Origin of the sequence: Edaphovirga cremea, assembly GCF_003332275.1 — a bacterium.
In the GTDB taxonomy this organism is placed as follows: Bacteria; Pseudomonadota; Gammaproteobacteria; order Enterobacterales; family Enterobacteriaceae; genus Edaphovirga; species Edaphovirga cremea.
The window spans coordinates 25,674-46,077 of the sequence record NZ_QOVA01000001.1 but is presented as its reverse complement, the minus strand read 5'-3'; the positions used below and the strand labels follow the sequence as shown (position 1 = coordinate 46,077).

19 protein-coding genes are annotated in these 20,404 nt (G+C 51.7%); 8 read left to right on the top strand and 11 right to left on the bottom strand.

Annotated features, from left to right (window positions below; translation table 11 throughout):
* Positions 1–15: 15 nt before the first annotated feature.
* From DRI82_RS00215 to DRI82_RS00205, 3 genes are all read right to left on the bottom strand, one after another.
* Positions 16–957, bottom strand: a complete 942-nt coding sequence (locus DRI82_RS00215) for an ABC transporter substrate-binding protein (RefSeq protein ID WP_114191510.1) — start codon at positions 955–957, stop codon at positions 16–18.
* Positions 958–1,035: 78 nt separating this feature from the next.
* Positions 1,036–2,028: an ABC transporter permease subunit gene (locus DRI82_RS00210; protein ID WP_114191509.1), complete on the bottom strand. Its 993-nt coding sequence runs from the start codon at positions 2,026–2,028 to the stop codon at positions 1,036–1,038.
* 9 nt (positions 2,029–2,037) lie between these two features.
* Positions 2,038–3,549, bottom strand: coding sequence for a sugar ABC transporter ATP-binding protein (locus tag DRI82_RS00205; protein WP_114191508.1), 1,512 nt, complete (start codon positions 3,547–3,549; stop codon positions 2,038–2,040).
* Between the two features lie 143 nt (positions 3,550–3,692).
* Here DRI82_RS00205 and DRI82_RS00200 point away from each other — a divergent pair, with 143 nt between their 5' ends.
* Complete coding sequence (locus DRI82_RS00200; RefSeq protein WP_114191507.1) at positions 3,693–6,329, top strand: ATP-binding protein; 2,637 nt, start codon at positions 3,693–3,695, stop codon at positions 6,327–6,329.
* Positions 6,330–6,415: 86 nt separating this feature from the next.
* Positions 6,416–7,327: a recombination-associated protein RdgC gene (gene rdgC / locus DRI82_RS00195; RefSeq protein ID WP_114191506.1), complete on the top strand. Its 912-nt coding sequence runs from the start codon at positions 6,416–6,418 to the stop codon at positions 7,325–7,327.
* Between the two features lie 118 nt (positions 7,328–7,445).
* Here the strand turns inward: rdgC and ppnP are convergent, their stop codons facing one another.
* From ppnP to aroL, 3 genes are all read right to left on the bottom strand, one after another.
* On the bottom strand, positions 7,446–7,736 hold the full coding sequence (ppnP, locus tag DRI82_RS00190) for a pyrimidine/purine nucleoside phosphorylase (protein ID WP_114191505.1): 291 nt from the start codon (positions 7,734–7,736) through the stop codon (positions 7,446–7,448).
* A gap of 240 nt (positions 7,737–7,976) precedes the next feature.
* Positions 7,977–8,180: a YaiA family protein gene (locus DRI82_RS00185; RefSeq protein ID WP_114191504.1), complete on the bottom strand. Its 204-nt coding sequence runs from the start codon at positions 8,178–8,180 to the stop codon at positions 7,977–7,979.
* 114 nt (positions 8,181–8,294) lie between these two features.
* Positions 8,295–8,831 carry a shikimate kinase AroL gene (aroL, locus tag DRI82_RS00180; RefSeq protein WP_114191503.1) on the bottom strand — a complete coding sequence of 179 codons (537 nt, stop codon included), beginning with the start codon at positions 8,829–8,831 and terminating at the stop codon, positions 8,295–8,297.
* A 560-nt stretch (positions 8,832–9,391) separates the two neighbouring features.
* Here aroL and DRI82_RS00175 point away from each other — a divergent pair.
* The 4 genes from DRI82_RS00175 to DRI82_RS00160 all read left to right on the top strand — a co-directional run bounded on the left by DRI82_RS00175 (position 9,392) and on the right by DRI82_RS00160 (position 12,614).
* Positions 9,392–10,312, top strand: a complete 921-nt coding sequence (locus DRI82_RS00175) for a DUF808 domain-containing protein (RefSeq protein WP_114191502.1) — start codon at positions 9,392–9,394, stop codon at positions 10,310–10,312.
* 303 nt (positions 10,313–10,615) lie between these two features.
* Positions 10,616–11,194 carry a GNAT family N-acetyltransferase gene (locus DRI82_RS00170; RefSeq protein WP_114191501.1) on the top strand — a complete coding sequence of 193 codons (579 nt, stop codon included), beginning with the start codon at positions 10,616–10,618 and terminating at the stop codon, positions 11,192–11,194.
* Positions 11,195–11,387: 193 nt separating this feature from the next.
* The gene (sseA, locus tag DRI82_RS00165; protein ID WP_114191500.1) at positions 11,388–12,242 is read left to right on the top strand and encodes a 3-mercaptopyruvate sulfurtransferase; all 855 of its coding nucleotides are present in this window, start codon (positions 11,388–11,390) and stop codon (positions 12,240–12,242) included.
* A gap of 171 nt (positions 12,243–12,413) precedes the next feature.
* Positions 12,414–12,614, top strand: a complete 201-nt coding sequence (locus tag DRI82_RS00160) for a hypothetical protein (protein ID WP_114191499.1) — start codon at positions 12,414–12,416, stop codon at positions 12,612–12,614.
* A 198-nt stretch (positions 12,615–12,812) separates the two neighbouring features.
* Here the strand turns inward: DRI82_RS00160 and agp are convergent, their stop codons facing one another.
* Together agp and pagP are read right to left on the bottom strand one after the other, a co-directional pair.
* A complete protein-coding gene (gene agp / locus DRI82_RS00155; protein WP_114191498.1) occupies positions 12,813–14,126 on the bottom strand; it encodes a bifunctional glucose-1-phosphatase/inositol phosphatase in 1,314 nt (437 codons plus the stop codon).
* 172 nt (positions 14,127–14,298) lie between these two features.
* Positions 14,299–14,949 carry a lipid IV(A) palmitoyltransferase PagP gene (pagP, locus tag DRI82_RS00150; protein ID WP_411704428.1) on the bottom strand — a complete coding sequence of 217 codons (651 nt, stop codon included), beginning with the start codon at positions 14,947–14,949 and terminating at the stop codon, positions 14,299–14,301.
* Positions 14,950–15,354: 405 nt separating this feature from the next.
* On the opposite strand from pagP, the gene cspE reads away from it, so the two are divergent.
* Positions 15,355–15,567, top strand: a complete 213-nt coding sequence (cspE, locus tag DRI82_RS00145; protein WP_114191496.1) for a transcription antiterminator/RNA stability regulator CspE — start codon at positions 15,355–15,357, stop codon at positions 15,565–15,567.
* Between the two features lie 259 nt (positions 15,568–15,826).
* Here cspE and DRI82_RS00140 read toward each other — a convergent pair whose 3' ends face one another.
* Entirely contained in the window at positions 15,827–16,441 is a 615-nt protein-coding gene (locus tag DRI82_RS00140; RefSeq protein WP_114191495.1) for a LysE family translocator, read from the bottom strand.
* 136 nt (positions 16,442–16,577) lie between these two features.
* Here DRI82_RS00140 and DRI82_RS00135 point away from each other — a divergent pair, with 136 nt between their 5' ends.
* Positions 16,578–18,053, top strand: a complete 1,476-nt coding sequence (locus DRI82_RS00135; protein WP_114191494.1) for an aminotransferase-like domain-containing protein — start codon at positions 16,578–16,580, stop codon at positions 18,051–18,053.
* A gap of 52 nt (positions 18,054–18,105) precedes the next feature.
* Here DRI82_RS00135 and amyA read toward each other — a convergent pair whose 3' ends face one another.
* Positions 18,106–19,593 carry an alpha-amylase gene (gene amyA / locus DRI82_RS00130; RefSeq protein WP_114191493.1) on the bottom strand — a complete coding sequence of 496 codons (1,488 nt, stop codon included), beginning with the start codon at positions 19,591–19,593 and terminating at the stop codon, positions 18,106–18,108.
* A gap of 162 nt (positions 19,594–19,755) precedes the next feature.
* Positions 19,756–20,286, bottom strand: a complete 531-nt coding sequence (locus tag DRI82_RS00125) for a GNAT family N-acetyltransferase (RefSeq protein ID WP_114191492.1) — start codon at positions 20,284–20,286, stop codon at positions 19,756–19,758.
* Between the last annotated feature and the right edge of the window lie 118 nt (positions 20,287–20,404).

The following is a 20,404-nucleotide window of genomic DNA, read 5'->3' as shown; positions in this document are numbered from 1 at the left end:
CAATCAAACCGCGACTTATTTCACGGTCCAGCCTTTGTACGTGCCAATGTTGTTACGATCGATCAGGGTCACCGGGATCAGCACGGGCTCTTTCGGCGCGGGTTTGCCCTGCAGAATGTCGTAACCGATCTCAACGGCCTTGGCCGCCATCACCTGCGGATCCTGGGCTGGTGTGGCAACAAACAGGGAGTTCTCACGTTTCAGCGCCTCTTCACCGTCTGGCGATCCATCCACGCCAACAATGAAGAATTCGTTACGTTGCGCCTGTTTCGCTGCCAGATCGGCACCGATCGCGGTCGGATCGTTGATCGCGAACACACCATCAATCTTCGGATTCGCCGACAGCAATGACGTCATGATTTCCAGTCCACCCTCACGACTGCCCTTGGCGTTCTGGTTATACGACAGCAGTTTGATTTCCGGATGTTTTTTCAGCTCGGTCATACAGCCTTCAACGCGGTTTTGCACGGCGGATACCGGAGGACCATTGATGATGACCACATTGCCTTTCTCTTTCAGGTGATCGGCGATGTATTTACAGGCCATGACCCCGGCCTGGGTGTTATCTGACGTAATGGTGGCGTCTGCACCGTCGGCGGCCACATCCACCGCGACCACGACAATACCGGCGTCTTTGGCCCGTTTTACCGCTGGCCCAATGCCTTTGGAATCCGCGGCATTAAGGATGATCATGTCGACTTTTGCCGCGATAAAGTTATCTATCTGCCCGACCTGCTGGCCGAGGTCATAACCGCTTGAAACCAGCGTGACGTTGACTTTGTCACCTGCCAGTTCACGGGCTTTGAGTTCGGCTCCTTTGGTTATCTGAACGAAGAACGGGTTTGCCAAATCCCCTACGGTAACGCCAATCGATTTCAACTCTTTTGCCTGGGCCAGCGGGGCTGCCGCCAATACAGATGCCGCCAGCAAACAGCTCATGATGTGATTAAAACGCATAGACCTTCTCCTGATGATTGACCTTCTTCGCCAACTGCAGCATGGCATGCACTACGCCTGAAAATTATCCGAGGATGATTAACTGGCCTGATGATTACGGGTACGGTATTTGTCTATCAGTACTGCAATGATGATCACCGCACCTTTGATCACCAGTTGCCAGAAATAAGAAACACCCATCAACGTCATCCCATTGTTGAGGGTGGCGATGATCAACGCACCTACCAGCGTACCGGTAATAGTGCCTATGCCACCGACAAAACTGGTTCCGCCGAGGATGACCGCCGCGATGGCATCCAGCTCATACCCCGTGCCGAGATTACCGTTGGCACTGTAGAGCCGCGAGGCGCTCATCAGCCCGGCCAGACCTGATAGCAGCCCGCTCATGGCGTAGACGAACAGCAGAACAAAACCTACTTTGATGCCGGTCAGGCGCGCCGCCTGTATGTTGCCGCCGACCGCATAGATATGAACGCCGAGCGTGGTACGCCGTAATATGAACCAGCAGATGGCGATCACCGCAAACGCGATTACGATCAGCCACGGCACCGGGCCGAGATAGGAGTTGCCGATCCATTCGAAGTTGATATTGGAATTGATCACCGTCGTGCCGTCCGCCAGCAGATAGGCCGCACCGCGCAAGGCGGTATAGGTGCCCAATGTCACAATGAAAGGTGGCAGCCTTGCCCACGCCACCAACATGCCGTTGAACAACCCCATAACCAATCCCGCTATTAGCGCCATCGGGATCGAGAATGCGGCAAAGGCCGGATCGAGCGACACCACCATGGCAACCACCGCTGTTGCGCCGAGCATTGATCCCACCGACAAATCAATACCGCCGGTCAGGATGATGAACGTCATCCCCGCGGCCAGCACAATATTGATCGAGGCCTGACGGGTAATATTCATCAGGTTGGCATCGGTGAAAAAGTTGGGGGTGAGAAAACCAAATACCGCCACAATCAGAATCAAAATCGGCAGAATACCGATGGTTTGCATCAGATCACTGAATAGGGCACGTTTCAGCGTAGGAGTTTTAATGCGCGGCGTCTCTGGGTTGGTCGTCATGGCGGCTCCTTAAACGGGCGTCGGTTGAGAGAGTGCAACGCCGGTAGCCAGCGTCATTATTTTTTCCTGGGTGATGTCGCCCTGCAACTCCCCGGCGATGGCACCTTCACGCATCACATAAACACGATCGCTCATTCCAACTATTTCCGGCAATTCACTGGAAATCATCAGGATCGCCACGCCTTGTTGCGCCATCTGATTCATCATGCGGTAAATTTCACTTTTCGCACCGACATCCACCCCGCGCGTCGGCTCATCCAGCAGCAGAATTCGTGGGCCGATGGCTATCCAGCGCGAAACCAGCAGTTTTTGCTGATTGCCACCGGAAAGCCCTCCAGCACGTACCTGGGCATGTGGCACGCGGATATTCAATGAATCAATGGCTTCACGGGAAATGATCTGGCCTTTGCGGCGATCCAGCATGCCGTAATGGGAGTCCCGCTCGATCGTCGCCATGACGATATTTTCATGGGCGGCCAGATCGAGAAACAGCCCCTGCTCTTTGCGGTTCTCGGTCAGGAAGCCAATTCCCAGCGCAATGGCATCGCGCGGTGATCCGATTTTCACCGGTTTATCGTCGATCAAGATCCGACCTGCGCTGTGCTTGCGCACGCCAAAGATCAACTGTGCCAGCTCCGATCGACCCGCACCGACCAGACCCGCCAACCCAACGATCTCGCCAGCGCGGACCATCAGATCGCAAGGATGAATTTTTTTCCCGTCCGTGAGACCTTCAATAGTCAGACGCGGCTGATTGCTGATCTGGGCGGCCTCTTTATTGAACAGATCGCTCAGCGGGCGACCGACCATCATTCTGACCAATTCGGTGGCGGAGAGATTTTCCCGCGTCAGGCTACCGACATACTCGCCGTCACGCAGTACGCTGACCCGATCCGACAATTCGTAGACTTCCGCCATACGATGGCTGATATAGATGATCGCCATGCCTTCCGAGCGCAGGCGTTTGATCAAGGCAAAAAGCTGTTCGGTCTCGCGTGATGACAGCGCGGCGGTCGGCTCATCCATCACCAGAATCCGGCTGTTGCGATGCAGTGCACGGGCAATTTCAACCTGCTGCTGTTCCGCGATACTCAGTTTCATTACCAGATCGGTGGCGCTGAACTGGGCACCGAGGCGATCGATGACTTTTTGTGCCTCCAGCGCCATTTGCTTGCGCTTGACCAGCCCACCGCGATGAATCTCGCTGCCGAGAAAAATATTCTCAGCCACAGTCAGGTTAGGCGCCAGATTGATCTCCTGATAAATCAGCGTAATACCCGCAGCCAGCGCCTCCTTTGGGCCTTTGATGGCGTGTGGTTTACCATCAATCAGAATCTCTCCGCTGGTGGCGGTATAGGCACCGGCCAGAATTTTCATCAGGGTGCTTTTCCCGGCACCGTTTTCGCCCATCAACGCATGCACTTCCCCCGCGTAGACGGTGAGATTGACATCTTTCAGCGCGTAGAACTGACCAAAGCGGCGCGAGATGTCTTTCATTTGCAGAATCGGTGTTACTGCCATCGGGCCACTCCTGTTCTTATGTCATCGCAGCAGTAAAACAGGCGCAGATAAATGGAAAATGTCAGACGCCATTCATCTTTGTCATAATGTTAACGGCGCGGACTTCTATACTCAGTTCAGTTGCCCGGCTTTGGACGAACGTGATGCCTGAATCCCCACCCCGCCCGAGGCTGCTCGCTGGTGCCCGTGGTCGTTTATTGATGTTCAACCTGCTGGTGGTCGCCGTCACATTGATGGTCAGCGGCGTGGCAATTATCGGTTTTAACCACGCCGGGAAAATCCAGGAGCTGGCGCAGGCACAAACGCTGAGCGAAATGACCGGCAGCATGGCATTGGCGCGTGATACGGCGAACGTGGCAACCTCCGCCGTGCGGCTTTCCCAGGTGGTCGGCGCGTTGGAATACCAGAGTGAATCGGCGCGTCTGAAGCAGACGCAGCTGGCGCTGCAAACGTCGTTGGCGGGTCTGGCGGATGCGCCACTGGCGAAAAGTGAACCGCAGTTGGTCAGCCGGATTATTTCGCATAGCACCACGCTTGAACAGAGTGTCAGTCGGTTGCTGACCAACGGCCATGCGCGCCATTTGCAGCGCAACATCTTGCTGAGCGGCTTGTATCAGGCGCAATCGACCCTGTATCACATCAATAGCATCATGTTCCGTCAGAAGACCAACTCTCCGCCGCTGGCCCTGCGCAGCGAAATCGATCGACTGCTGACCATCGCTATCCAGACCCCTTCGCCCAAGGCGGCCGTCACCCAACTCAATCACGTCATGCAATTCTGGATGCCGGTGCAAAACGATCCTTTGCTGCAAGATAAAATGCGCCTGTTTGTGGATACCCAACAGAGCCTGATGCCGCTGGCGCAACGGTTGGAGAACAGCGATCTGGCCATCACGTATTACACTTACCAAATCAAAGCGTTGGTGGAGATGCTCAATGACGACATCAATCTCTATGTGCGCAAAGTGGCCGATGAATCCGAGCTACGCACCGCGAAAACACATCAGGAGTTGAATTCGATCATCATCTTTATCGGCGCCTTTGCCCTGCTGGCGCTGGTGATCACCGGTTTCGCCGGGATATATATCTACCGTAACCTTGGCTCACACCTGACGGCCATTGCCTCAGCCATGACCCGGCTGGCAAAAGGCGAGCGCGACGTCAGCGTGCCCGCCTTGCAGCGCCGCGACGAACTGGGTGATCTGGCGCGCGCTTTCAGCGTCTTCGCACGAAATACCGCGTCGCTGGAGCACACGTCAAAATTGCTCAAAGAAAAAAGTACCCAACTTGAGACCACGTTCCACGCGATGCGGGACGGCTTTGCGCTGTTTGACAGTACCGGGCATCTGGTGGTGTGGAATCCGCAATATCCGCTATTGCTCGGACTCGGTGAACACCACTTGCATCGCGGTCAGCACTACCGTGAATTATTGCAGCGCGTCAGCCATCCACAGCATACCTGGCTCGGCGATCACAGTTGGGACGACACGCTGGCGAATCTGACCAGCGAACTGCCCAAGCCGCAAGAAGTCCGGCTCAACGATGGGCGGGTCATCGAATTGCGTTTCAGCCCGGTGCCCGATCGCGGCATGGTCAATGTGGTACTGGAACGTACCGAGCGCAAAGCTCTGGAAGAAGCGCTGGTGCACAGCCAGAAAATGAAAGCCGTTGGACAACTGACCGGGGGACTGGCGCATGATTTCAATAATCTGCTGGCGGTCATTATCGGCAGTCTGGAGTTGATCACCACACAAACGCGGGATCCGCAAACCGATCAGCGCGTCAGCCGGGCGCTGAAGGCCGCAGGGCGTGGCGCGCAACTCACCCAGCGCCTGCTGGCGTTCTCACGCAAACAGGCATTGCATCCGCGGGCAGTCCAGGTCGGTTCGCTGGTCGAAAACCTGCATGAGTTGCTGCGGCATTCGCTGCCCGCCAGCCAGACGCTGACCATAGAAGTGCAACAGCCGGGCTGGCCAGCGTGGATCGATGCCAATCAGTTGGAAAATGCGCTGATGAATCTGGTGGTCAATGCCCGTGATGCGCTGGAAGGTGAGGCCGGTGAGATAAAAATCCGTATTTATAATCAGCGGGTGGAACGCACCGGCGGCAAGAAACAGGATATGGTGGCGGTCGAGGTTATCGACCATGGCTGCGGAATGTCGGCGGAGGTGAAAGCCCAGGTGTTCGAACCATTTTTCACCACCAAATCCGTTGGTACGGGCAGCGGGCTTGGGCTGTCGATGGTATACGGCTTCATTCGGCAATCGGGTGGCCGGGTGCAGATAGAATCCGCGCCGGGGCAAGGCACGCTGGTGCGATTACAACTCCCGCGTGCCTCTGCACAAACGCCGAGTCCGGTGATTGATGAGCCGATAGAAGAGACCGACAATGGCGATCAACTGGTGCTGGTATTGGAAGACGAAGAAGATGTCCGGCAAACCCTGTGTGAGCACTTGCACCAACTTGGCTACCTCACGCTGGAAAGCGCCGACGGGGAGAGCGCGCTGGCATTATTACGCCAGACGCCGGACATTGCCATGCTGATCAGTGACCTGATGCTGCCCGGCTCCCTTAGCGGTGCAGATGTGATTCGGCAGGCGCGAATCATTAATCCGGGACTGGTTACGCTGCTGGTCAGCGGGCAGGATATCCGCCAGCAGCGCGACGAGACATTGACCAGCGTAGAACAATTATCCAAACCTTATAATCAACGTCAATTAGCACAGGCGATACGTCGCGCGTGGCAGCGTAATATCAGCGCGCACGGTGACATTTCTTAACGACTGATGCGCCTCAATTCGTTATCATGCCGCCCAGCATACGACAATTTGCGCGCCACCTGCGCGCCCGGGACAGGGATAACATGATGTTTTGGTTTAAAAATTTAATGGTTTATCGTTTGAGCCGTGAAGTTGCACTGTCTGCGGAAGAAATGGAAAAGCAACTCAGCGCATTCAGTTTTACGCCGTGCGGCAGCCAGGATATGTCGAAAACGGGTTGGGTCTCGCCGATGGGATCGCACAGTGATGCCCTGACGCACACGGCCAATGGTCAGATCATGATCTGCGCCCGTAAAGAAGACAAAATTCTGCCGTCGCCGGTGATCAAACAGGCGTTGCAATCCAAGATTGAAAAACTGGAAAGCGAGCAAGCCCGCAAACTGAAAAAAACCGAAAAAGATTCCCTGAAAGATGAGGTTCTGCACACGTTGTTGCCTCGTGCATTCAGCCGTTTCAGCCAGACGTTAATGTGGATTGATACGGTTAACGGTCTGATTATGGTCGACTGCGCCAGCGCCAAAAAAGCCGAAGATACGCTGGCCCTGCTGCGTAAGAGCCTGGGCTCATTGCCGGTGGTGCCACTGACGATGGAAAGCCCCATCGAGTTGACGATGACCGAATGGGTGCGCTCCAACGACATGCCTGCCGGTTTTGCTTTGCAGGACGAAGCCGAACTGAAAGCGATTCTGGAAGAAGGCGGCGTGATTCGCTGTAAAAAACAGAATCTGATCGGTGATGAGATTGCCGTGCATATTGAAAATGGCAAACTGGTCACCAAACTGGCTGTCGACTGGCAGGAGCGTATTCAGATCGTTCTGTCTGACGATGGCAGCATCAAGCGCCTGAAGTTTTCTGACGTGATCCGCGATCAGAATGAAGATATTGACCGGGAGGATTTTGCGGCACGTTTTGATGCCGATTTCATTCTCATGACCGGTGAGCTTGCTGCACTGATTGCCAATGTCATTGAAGCACTCGGTGGCGAAGCACAGAAATAATCACCGCGAGAAAATCAGCTTCTTGCAGATAGCAGAAAGGGCGCATTGCGCCCTTTCCTGTTTGAGCAGAAACCTTTTCCTGTTTAAATAGAAACCCTTTCCTGTTTGAAAAAAATAGCTATTTGCTCAAGTACTTACAAAGATAAGCTGTCGCTTCTGCAACTTGCAGATTGAATTCGCTCTTACCCGGAACAAAAAAAGTTTCTCCCGGCATGAAGACCTGCCAATCCGGTGCACCCGGCATCAGGACTTTCAATGAGCCTGTTATCACCGTCATCTCTTCCGGCAAATGGGTACTGAACGTGTATTCCCCCTTCTCCATTACGCCCACGCTGGCTTTGTTAACTGAGTCACTCACGTAGCCGATAGACTTAACTTTTCCTGCAAAATACTCATTCACATTCAGCATAGATTGACCCTGCGCCCGAAAAATGGAATCACCATATTAGGGTGAGACGACTTCTACTGTCACTGATTATTATAGGGAAGTGGGATCGTGCACCGGAGTTGGACATGGCTGGGGGAAAAGCCTGCGTTACAGACAGGGAAAGCGCATTTTTCCTCGCGCGCGAGCGACCGGGACGTGCTGGTTTTATAGATTGTGCTGAATAGAGCGCGCGAGCAAGCCTCCCATTTCTGGGAGGCTCAATCACTTCTTGTACCCTTCGATATTTTCGTCTTCATAGCGATGTTTCGAGTCAATCGCTTCCTGTTCTGTTTCATGTTCACTGATCAAGCTATCAGGATGAGGGTGATCGGCTCTTAACTGATACCAGATGACGGTATGTCCAGGCCTGCCTTTATCAACGGGCACAATGCGCGCAGTGCGCGGATAAGGAGGTTGTGTTGGCATGTTTTTGTCCTGTAATTATCCACTTAAGGGGTAAGTATAGAACAGCGTTGAGAGCGAGTGAGGCGGATGGGTCTGAAAATTTGCCGGAACACATCCGTGTCCCGGCCAGCGAAATTACTTCACCATTGCGGCAGAAAACACGGGGGAGAGCGTCAGAATAATATGCTCAACCACCACCGGAGGAAGGACGGTACCGTCCATCACATAGTGGGCGGCTTCCTGATAGAGCGCTTCCCGGGCAGCAAGCACCTCAACCATCTCTTCACCGATCGGACGGCCGGTCAGCGTTGGGCGCTGCGAATCTTCCGGATACTCTTCCAAACGGTGGGCAAGCACATTGGCAGGTGAACGCAGATAGAATACGGTGCCTGCGCTGCGCATGAAGGCACGGTTATCACTGGACAACACCATTCCGCCCCCGGTCGCCACGACCGTATCGGCTGCACTGAGTTTCTCCAGCGTCTGGGACTCACGAGCCCGGAATCCTTGCCATCCTTCGCGGGCAACCACTTCAGCAACGCTTAGACCCGTGCTCTGTTGCATATACAGATCGGTATCCACGAATCTGAAACCCAGGGCCTCAGCCAGCGCGCTGCCTACTGTCGTTTTACCTGCGCCACGGGCGCCGATCATGAATATGGGTTGAGTCATTGCTGTTATCCTTTTATGCCGCCAATTTTACCGCGAGTGTGAACTAATAGTTACACTGTTCGGCCGTATTCGATGTATTTAGGCAGAGGGCATCATACATAGAAATAAATCTCACGCAATGCCCCACTGTTTTTACGAGAACCTTCCCCAACTATGGCGAATAATCGAGCATCAATCAATCACTGCGTAAATATTTTTTTACGAAAGAGAGAATTTCCGATAATCAGGAGCCCGCACCAGCGGGCAATAGGGACATGAAGTGTAAATAAATATTTACATTGCAGTGTATTTAGTGGCTACTTATATGTCTCTGCTGGCCCCTAAATCATTACAAGGGTTTCCCGATATAAACCAACGCAGGCGGGAAGTTTTTCACGGTGAATAATAGGTGAGGAATATCAGTCAGTCGCAGGCTAAAATCTCCGGTAACGCCTAAACTTAGCGGGCATAGAATTAGCGGGTATAGAAAAAGAAATGGCAGCTTTCTGATGTCATTTCGCCCCAGATTTATCAATAATAATTGCCGTATTACGGAAAATTTAACCTTAAGGAACCTGATTATGGCTGGAACCAGCCTGTTGGCTTTGATTGATGATATTGCGTCGATACTTGACGATGTGGCCGCAATGAGCAAAGTGGCGGCCAAGAAAACGGCCGGCGTTTTAGGCGACGATCTGGCGCTGAACGCCCAGCAGGTCAGCGGGGTAAATGCCGATCGGGAATTGCCGGTCGTATGGGCTGTCGCCAAAGGTTCAATGATTAATAAAGCAATTCTGGTTCCATTGGCATTGCTGATTAGCGCATTTATCCCTTGGGCGATCACTCCATTGCTGATGATTGGCGGTGCGTATCTGTGCTACGAAGGGTTTGAAAAGATTGCGCATAAATATCTGCACAGCGAAGATCCCCATGCCGAACGGGATGCGGAACTCGCTGCGGCAAAGACCGATGCCGATATCGTCAAAATCGAAAAACAGAAGATCAAGGGGGCGATCCGCACCGACTTTATTCTCTCGGCGGAGATCATCGTTATCTCGTTGGGAATCGTTGCCGGTGCTCCTTTTGTCAATCAGATCACCGTAATGGTATTGATTGCCGTTGCCATGACCGTCGGCGTTTACGGGTTGGTTGCGGGTATTGTGAAAATTGACGATGCCGGTCTCTACTTGAGCAGTCTCGAGGGGCGAGGCGGATTTCGCCATGCACTGCGTGGACTGGGAGGATTTCTGTTGGGAATGGCTCCCTGGTTGATGAAAGCGCTGTCGTTTTTGGGTACCATCGCCATGTTTCTGGTGGGTGGCAGCATTCTCACCCATGGACTTCCCTGGGCGCATAGCCTGATCGATACCATGACCCATGGACATAATGGATTTGTGAACACGCTGATTACCGGTGCCAGCGACTTGGTCGTGGGTATTGTTACTGGCGCGATTGTGCTGGCCGTCGTTACGCTTGCAAGCAAGATGTTCGGTAAGAAGTAGTTTCGGCTTTAGCCAGCCAAATGCGCTGAGCGAGCCAAATTATCCGATCAGCCGCTGACCCATTTTTCCCCCTGTCAGCGGCTGATACGCTACTTCATTAATCATCATAATGTCGCTGCTGAACGAGCCATCGCCTTGAATAGCAAAGTGTCGCACCACATCCTCAGAGGCCCCTTTTTGCAACTCGCGATTTCACGCGTTGGTGGAGATTATATTATCCCGTGAGCAAGTTTATCGGCCACTGATTGACAGGACATCATTCAATATGTGACGCTGAATCTTCATAAAAATCAGGAGCCGTCCATGATTCCACGTCAGATTTACCGCGACCAACAGATTGAAATACGCGTGCCTCTGGAACAGGAAGCCGATCAGCTGTTTTCTGCTATTTATAGCTCGCGTCATGAAATCGGTCAGTGGGAAAACTGGTGTACTGATTCAATGACGCTCAAGGATACACAGCGTTTTCTGCATGATTCCGAGCACAAACGCCATAAAGGCAGTGAATTCAATTTTAATCTGTTCGAGATCGCGACCGGCAGGGTTATTGGCGGCGCTGCGATCAACAACATCAGTCATGAGAACAAAATAGCCAATGTCGGCTATTGGATCCATAGCCAGTTTACCGGACGTTCACTGGCACCGCTGGCCGTAAAATATATCAGCGAATTCGCGTTCAATCGCCTTTCCTTGACCCGTCTGGAAATCGTGATGATGGAAGAGAATCATCGCAGCAGGCGAGTGGCGGAAAAAATTGGCGCGACGGCGGAAGGCTTGCATCGCAACCGCCTCTACTATCATGGAAAACCGCGCCATGCCTGGGTTTTTTCGATTATTCCCGGTGATATATTGTGCCTTGAATATTTCGGTTTGCAGGATTAAATCGACTTGCAGCAGCCCCTTTAAGGGCGAGCCCAGAGATGGGGTGAGTAACGCGATCCGCCCACAAATCACCAGAGGCATAGATAACTATGTGACTGGGGGCACCTGAAGCTTGAAATATGACAGGTATACTTAATGAACCGAACGTAAAGCGCTGAATAACCTGCCGTACTCAATGAGGGACAAAACTGATATGAAATCACCTTTTATCGTTTCAGCTCACTGGCTTGCCGACCACCTTACGGATAACTCCCTGATAGTCGTTGACTGCCGCATGCCCAAACCCGGCACGTCTTCAGTACCCAATATGAAAGCCGAGTATCTGGCAGGACATATTCCGGGTGCTGTTTATCTCGATATTGATGGCACTTCCGATACCTCCACCCCGCTGCCGCATATGATGCCAACGGATGCCTCATTCAGCAAAACGATGGGTAATCTTGGCATCAGTAATAAACATACCGTGGTGCTTTACGACGAAGGCGATCTCTTCAGCGCGCCGCGCGCCTGGTGGATGCTGCTCAGAGTCGGCTTGCCTGAGGTTCAGATCCGTGTTCTGGACGGAGGGATCAACGCCTGGCATGAGTTGGGTCTGGCGGTAGAAAGTGGCGAAAAGACGCGAGCACCTGAGAAATTCAGCGCCAAACTCGCAGCGGGCGCAATTAAAACGCAAAAAGACGTGATGAACGTTGTGCAAAATGGCGGCACGCAAATCCTTGATGCGCGCGCGGCAGGCCGTTTCAAAGGCGAAGTGGCTGAACCCCGTCCGGGACTGCACAGCGGACATATCCCCGGCAGCATTAATGTGCCCTTCACCGAAATATCTGAAAATGGTCACCTGAAGCCGCTGGATGGTCTGAAGAAAACCTTCGCCGAACACGGGGTGGATATTCGCCTGCCCATCATCGTCAGTTGTGGTTCGGGCGTTACGGCTGCGGCATTGGCCTTTGCGCTGCACTCCGTTGGAGCGCCAACCGTTGGATTATACGACGGAGCCTGGACCGAATGGGGTGACGTCAACAAACAGTGGCCGGTCGCCAAAGGCTGACGGTTATCTTATCAGGCGGACTGGGGTCCGCCTTTTTTAGCCATTTTTTTAGGTAAAGCAGTAAGAATAAAAACGGACAGATAAAACCGGAAGTATAAAAAACAAGCTGTCACTATTTCTTCTTGTTTTAGCGATCGATACTTACGTCATCGCCAACAGGAGGAAAATCTGATGGATCTTCATACTTATCTCGCCCCATACCTTACCCGCTATTATCGCGCGACGCGCGACGCGGAATCACGTTCAACCTTCCTGCGCCGTTGGTTCCCCAACCCGGAACAGCGCCTGGAAATCTTGCAGCAACTGTTCTCTTCAGCACAGGAGAAATCGACGCCTGACGACAAAAAAAGAAGCCCGCACTACGCGGGCTGAAATAAACTGGTATGGGCTAGAGCACTTTCTTCTGGTTTATTGAGGATAATTGTAGACCGAAAAACCAACAATTAATGTTATTAAAATGTAATTAAATAATATCAATTGTGTTTAATTTTGAACAATTCAGACGTGTGCCATCCGAACAGAACGACTGCGCGTTAACCCATACCGCGCGCAGTCGCTGCCTTACCGCTCCTAGCCTTGCTGATCCTCTTTCAACGCTTTGGTGAATTGATCCATAGGACAGAAACCCTGGGCATCCACCGCACATCCGGCAATCTCCAGCGTTACACGCTGAGGAGGCGTTGCCAGCGTTAATGCGCTCTTGTTACGGATTTGCTCAGTCGTTGGGTAAACATACTCGATCTTCATCAAATCACGATTCTTCTCAGTATCGTGCCAGCGCTGGAATACCACCGCACCGCTGATCGGTGTTCTCTCAAACTGTTCAGGCAACTGATAGTCTTTGGTTTTCAGCGCAGACAGCAAAGACGCAATATTGGAATCATGCCCGACCAGTACAGCGAGCTTCGCCTGTTGTGCGGCTTGCTGGCGGCTATCGCCAACCGGCTGTTGATCGAGTGCACCCGCGATAAAATTCATCAACGGCGCGGCGGCATTGGCGGCTATCGCCGGTGAACCGAACAGGGTTTCATGATACTGGTTCTTGATCGCTTCCAACTTCTGCCACTGTTCAGTGGTGGTTACCTTGCCCCAGGCCACATCTTTCAGCGGGAAGCCTTCATAATATTGCAGCATAAAGGCATCTGATGCCCCGGTTCCTACCCGCAAGGGCCCTGAAATTCCCGGTTCTTTGCCTTTTAGCAACGTCACGCTGGAGGGCTGCGCAGAAATATCACACTGTTTATCCTGCTTGCAGAGCTTGGAATTTTTATAATCCATGACCTCTTCCAGCAGGGCATAATTAGGCTTGAGGCGCTGATTCAGCCCATCAATTCCGCCATCACCGGCATGCTGTGCCAGAGAAGATAACGCTTTTTCTTTAAATTCGTCGGTAACATCAGCAGTGATAATCGGGTTGAATGTGGGATCCATTTTTCCGATTTCAGCCTGATGGTTGATGGTGATATTACAGTCGGGAAAAGCGCCAATAACGAAGTGTTTCGCGGTATCAATGGTGCGTGGCAAGCTGTTGGCGTAAGTAAATACCTGTTGTGCGGTTGGGCAGCTTCCTGCGGGTAATAATTTGGTATCAGCCAGCCAGGCGCGGAAATATTGCCCAACATTTTCCTCAACCAATCCCCCTTTCGGCGTCAATAATCCACCTTCTGTTTGCCACACCGGCCACTTATGCGGCGTTGATTCAGCCAGAACATCACCATAATTAACCAGCGGAGCACGGATCCCGTGGCGACTCATGATTAATACCTTTTCCAGTTGATAACCGTCCGGTGCCTGACTGTTATTCCCTGCCGCGACCGCATTGAAAGAGAGGGGTACCAATAATGCCAGCACGCTCAGTGCCAGACCTTTAGTTGTTTTTTCCATTCAAAGCTCCATAAAAGATCTATTATTATCAGTAAGCCGTTGAAAGCACTGATTCATATTAATGTCATCATTCAGCATAGAAGTTATCGCAGGAAAAGTAGCGAGGTGGCTCACAGAGTCGCGGATCGATATCCCGCTCGCCGCAGCGAGAGAGTGAAATAGCCCATATGGCTTAGAATTGCCACCTTAACCAGGCAAACAATACATTACCGTTATTGTGGGTACCCGGAATATAGGTGGCCTGCAAAGAAAGTTGGTCATAACTCACTGACGCCAAAGGCAAGACAATGGGAATGGGGATATAGTCATAATCATTGCGCGCTGTTACTGCAGCGGTAAAACCCAAACCCAGGCGGAAATCCTGATCCTGTAGTGGCCGCCAAATCTTTTCATAGCCGTATCCACCAAGAGGTTGCCACTTATTATGCGAATCCTTAAACGCCATTATAGATAACGAGTGCCAATTACCCCGATCATCAAAGCGGGAAAGACCGTAACCGGCCCCCCATGGATGCTCATTATACTGTTCTATTTTGTCATCATCGTAGGTCCAACGGTTATGCCACATAATTACCGGTAAATAAAAATCCTTGTTATCAGAATTATCCCATGTTTTTTCGACATTATTTTTAAATGTCGACCATAAACCTGGCGATGATTCTGACGCACTTTCCTTTACAGCAGTCGCAGCAAAAGCACCCGGCAAAGTAATAACCAGGAATAATGTCATCAGGGCCTTCATCGTCGATTTTTCAAGAAACATCATAATGTGTATCGCATTTACGGATAACCTTCTTATCATATGACAGATGCTATCAACCATTATTAAACGACCGTTTAATTTACTTATCTTGTGTTTTCCTGACAAAAGTTAAAACACGCCTTTCGAGCCCGTTGCAATGCTCTGCGGATGGGCGTCTGTGGGCAGTGCGCGGCAACAAGATGCGCTTCTCAATGCCCGGGTTTTTGGCTCGGGATTTTCTTGTCCCTGTGTCATTAAGTGAAATAAGGCTTGCTATTAAAAACCCAGCATGCGTTAATAGCTACATCGGTTTGTAGTACAGACCTATTTATGTAAGTCATTTAAGTAAAGCAGTTCTTAGTTAAAGCGATATAAAAAATCACTTCTCGACGAATTTCCTTCTCTTTAGTGCTCCCCATAAGTAAATACTGATAAGCAGACCCTACATCGCCACTCGGTGGCACTAAAAAATTGAAAGGAAATATTATGTCTACTAAAATGACTGGTTTGGTAAAATGGTTTGATGCTGGTAAAGGTTTCGGTTTCATTACTCCTGCTGACGGTAGCAAAGATGTGTTCGTACACTTCTCTGCAATCCAGAGCAATGATTTCAAAACGCTTGACGAAGGTCAACGTGTAGAATTCAGTATCGAAGCTGGCCAGAAAGGCCCTTCAGCGGTTAACGTTGTTGCGCTGTAATTGAATTCAGTGGTGTGTGACAAAAAATAAGTTGTTGAAACTTGCAACCGCGATGATGGTTTAAGCCGGAGCAGACAAGTAATCAGATTATTCAATGTCCTGCACATAAAGAAGCCCTGGCTACCCGCCGGGGCTTTTTTTGTCCGTTTTTTATCATCGTTTTTCCGCAGTAAAACCGCTTACCCCGTTAAAGCAACCAGCGGTTACAAACTCAGGGCCGCTTGCGCTCCTTGCCGGTATCAACGGCGTTACAAGAAGTCTACGCGACAGAACGAAAAACCTGCCACTCTTCCACCAGCAACCACAATGCCGTGGCTGCCATCAATCCTCCCATCACCCCATTAAACAGGCGGAGTTTCCACGCTTGCTGCAAGGCAAAACGCAGGCGATCGCCCATCAGTGCCCAAATGATAATGCAGGGTAAATTCAACGCGAAAAACATCACGCTAACGAACAGCATGTGACTAATACCGCCACCCTGTTTGGCAGAAAACAGAATCGCAACGTTGATCACCATCAACCAGGCTTTCGGATTCACGGCCTGAAACAGGGCTGCGCCGAGTATGCTCATCGGCCTGGAACCCTCGCGCATCTTTGGACTGGCCGACTGGCTGATTTTCCATGACAGCCACAATAAATACAGGCAACCCATCACCGCCAGAGGAAAGCGCAATACGCTGGCCCAACTCAATACCCAACTGAGCAAAAGTGAGACCAATAAGCACTGAATTGCACAGCCAAAGGAGACGCCCAATACCATGGGTAATGTGCGCCTGAAACCGTAATTTACTCCCGAAGCGGCCAATAGCAAATTATTGGGGCCAGGGGTGATCGACATCACGGTGACGTAACTGAAAAATGAGGGATCGAGCATGATTATCTGTCCTGATGAAAGTCCTTTGTTGCATGTTAATCGGTGCGGACTTATGGTTACAGGGACAGAAAATAACTATTGTATAGGGTACAATTACTCAAATTCTTAACTGTACCCATGGCTTGAGAGGCACATTGTGACTATTGGTGAACAGAATGGAGAAAACCGTTATCAGCGTTTGGCGGAACGCCTTGCAAGCGCGATCCATGCCGGGACATTTCCTCCCGGTAGTCGTTTACCCTCATTACGACGCTGCGCCGAAGCCCATCAGGTCAGTATCAATACCGTATTGTCCAGCTATCAGCGACTGGAAGATCGCGGACTGATCGAAGTCAGGCCGCAATCCGGTTACTACGTCCGCACGCTGTTACCCACGTTACACACTCCCGCTACGCCTCCGCAAACGGTCAAAGCCCCTTCTGATACCGTGCTCGACCTGATTGATACGGTGTTTGCCACCCAAACCAATCCGGCATTTACCAATGTGTCTCTCGCCTGCCCGCAAGCCATTGATTTTTATCCGTCAGGACGTCTGTCGAAAATCATGACGTCACTGTTGCGACAACAGCCGCAGTTAATTGGTACGTATCCTTTGCCACCGGGGAGTCCCACATTGCGCCGGGAGATTGCCCGCCGTTCATTGATTTTAGGTATGACGTTGCAGGCGGATGACATCACGGTGACTCACGGATGTATGGAGGCGATTCAGTTGGCGTTGCGCGTGGTGACACGGCCCGGTGACTGCGTCGGGTTGGAGACCCCGACCTATTTTTATCTGCTGCCCCTGCTGGCCAGTCTGGGATTGAAAGCCCTGGAAATCCCTACCGATCCGCAGAACGGGTTATCGCTCGACGCGCTGGAACTGATGCTCAGCGAGAAACGGCTGAACGCAATCATTGCAATGCCCACGGTGCAAAATCCGTTGGGTTTCAGTATGCCGGTGGCGGCGAAAAAGCGCCTGGCCGATCTGGTGAATACCTATCAGGTACCGCTGATTGAAGACGGTCTGTATGCCGAGATTCAGTTCGGCAAGACGCTTTCACCGGCCGTAAAATCCTTTGATCGCGGAGGTTGGGTGATTTTCTGCTCCAGCTTCTCGAAAACGCTGGCACCCGATTTCCGTCTTGGCTGGGTCATCGGCGGACGTTTTACTTCGGCGCTGCACAAGCTTAAAGCGGTTTCTTCCATGTCCGAATCAGGGTTGTTGTCGGAAACGGTGGCACAATTTTTAGAGAGCGGGGGCTACGATCACCACATTCGCCGCTTGCGCCGTCGCTATGCTGCGCAGGTCGATGCGGCCAGGGCATTGATTGCCGAATATTTTCCGAACGGAACCCGTGCGACAGTACCCGCAGGGGGGTTTGTTTTCTGGGTGGAGTTTCCCGAGCAAGTGGATACCATTGCACTGTTTCACCGCATGCTGACCGAGAATATTTGCGTAACGCCCGGCACACTCTATTCGCCCAACAGCCAGCGCTACCGCAACGCCCTGCGCCTGTCGTGCTGCTATCCGTTCAATGCCCGTTATACCCATGCGCTACAAAGAATTGGTGAGGTAGCCTGCGAAATGAGTGAAATTGCGCCCGGCCTAAACGCAGGCCAGACGCCCTGAAACAGACCACATCAAACAACAGGCGGAAAAGACCCCTTTTCCGCCGACTGGTTTAAAGTACGTCCTCCAGAATCCAAACGCTGACACTGCCCTCTTTGACGGGTAACGTCACATTGCCATGCTCATCGGCCTGCGGGATATCTTCACGGTTGCCAAGATAATCGCGGAATTTTTTATGCTCAAACCCTTCACCCAAGGCCACGGTTTTTGCATTCTCGGCACCATTGGAAAGAACAACCACGCAACCGGGTGCCCCCTCGATTCCAGCGCGCACAAAAGCAATGCAGTTGGCATCGTCGAAATAGTCGGTTTGCGCACCGTGCGCAAAATGTTCCCTGGCCTTGATCAGCGTCTCAAGCCCCGCCACGATCGGCATATCAATCTGGTACATTCCACCGTCACCGCCTTCATCTTCATAGCTGGCACCGAACAGGTCAGGATAGAAAACACAAGGCACGCCCTGCTCACGCAGCAAAATCAACGCGTAGGCCAGTGGTTTGAACCAGTGTTCAACCGGTGCTTCAAGAGCCTGCAAGGGTTGAGTATCATGGTTTGCCACGATCGTCACAGAATGTAACGGATCGACAGCGGTCAATGTTCCGGCGAAGATCTTTGTCAGATCGTACTCCGCTCCCTGATTTGACGCAGTATGGAAGTTGAAGTGCAACGGCACATCAAACAGCATCAATTTGCCTTCCACACGGTCGATATATTGCTGTAGTTTCTCCAGGTCAGGTGACCAGTATTCTGCAATCACCAGCAGATCCTGCGACGCCTCCTCCCGGACATGCTCCAGCCAGTCTTTGAAAAACCATGCCGGGATGTGCTTCACCGCATCCAGTCGGAAGCCATCACAGGGCACGTTTTCCAGCAGCCAGCGTCCCCAATATTTCAACTCTTCCTGAACCGCCAAATTGCGAATCTCGATATTTGCCCCCATCAGGTAGTCAAAATTACCGAGTTCATCATCAACTTCGTCGTTCCAGCCGTCATCCCCGTAATCATTGACGATCTTGAAAACACCATGCATGTCGGGATCTTCAAGATAATCAACGCCACTGAAGCATTTGAAATCCCAAATAAATTTTGAGTATTTACCTTCACGCGCATCGAAGGTAAAGCGTGTATAGGCCAGTCCCTCGATCACTTCGCAGGAGATATTATTACGATTATCCGGATCCACAGGTCGGACACTCACCCGCTCCTTTTCATCCGCGCCGATTTTATGGTTGAACACCACATCCATCAGCACCTGTACGCCTTTTTCCCTTAACGTGCTGACTGCCTGCAATAACGCTTCTTTATCACCATATTTCGTCGCCCGGGTTCCTTTTTGATCAAATTCCCCCAAATCGAAGAGATCGTAAGTGTCATAACCCACCGAATATCCACCAGACGCACCTTTGCACGCTGGGGGCAACCAAACCGCCGTCACACCGATATCAGCCAAGTGTTGTGCACGTTCCGTCGCCTCAGGCCATAACTTTCCCCCTTCAGGGTAATACCAGTGGAAAAACTGAAGGATGGTTGGATTTTTCATAGTACGGATTACCCCTTAAAGTCCGCATGGATGCACGCAAAGTATGGTGCAGATTTTGAAAAAAGTAGGAGCAGAGGAAATGGAGCTTGTGAAAAGCATTTTCCCCATTGCAAACAATCGACTGTCAGGCTGGAAATGACATTTGAAATCCCCAGCCTGCGGCTACTGGGCCAGCGTCATGTCCCCCTCACCGAGGGGACGTTGCATTAAAACCGTATCGATCCAGCGTCCATGTTTCATGCCTACCGAGGCCAGGGTTCCTACGGTACGAAAACCCAATTTTTCATGCAGCTTCAGCGATCCGTAATTTTCACTGTTCCCGACATTGGCGATCATTTGCCGCCAACCACCGCGCTCTGCCCGCACAATTGCCTCAGTCATCAACGCATTGCCAATCCCTTTTCCCTGACAATTCTCCGCCACATAGACCGAACTTTCCACTGTAAAACGGTAGGCATGGCGTGGCCGGTACTGAACCAGATAACAATATCCCACGATCTGCCCGTCCAGTCGGGCCACCAAATAAGGCAATCCGTTATCGAGGACGGCCTGCCGCCGTTTCAGCATTTCGGCCAGATCCGGCGGCTCCACTTCAAACGTCGCAATGCCATGTAACACATGATGGGTATAGATAGTCTGCACCGCTGCCATATCTTCTGCGCTAGCATCGGTGATACATAACGACTCATTCATTTTTAAATCCCGTTGTATCGACCATGTGAATGTCGCAATCTTAATGGTGAAATGTGAGAAGGCGCAACACACTGTTTGCCCTGTGATATATTCTATTGCCGTCATTAGCTAACAAAAT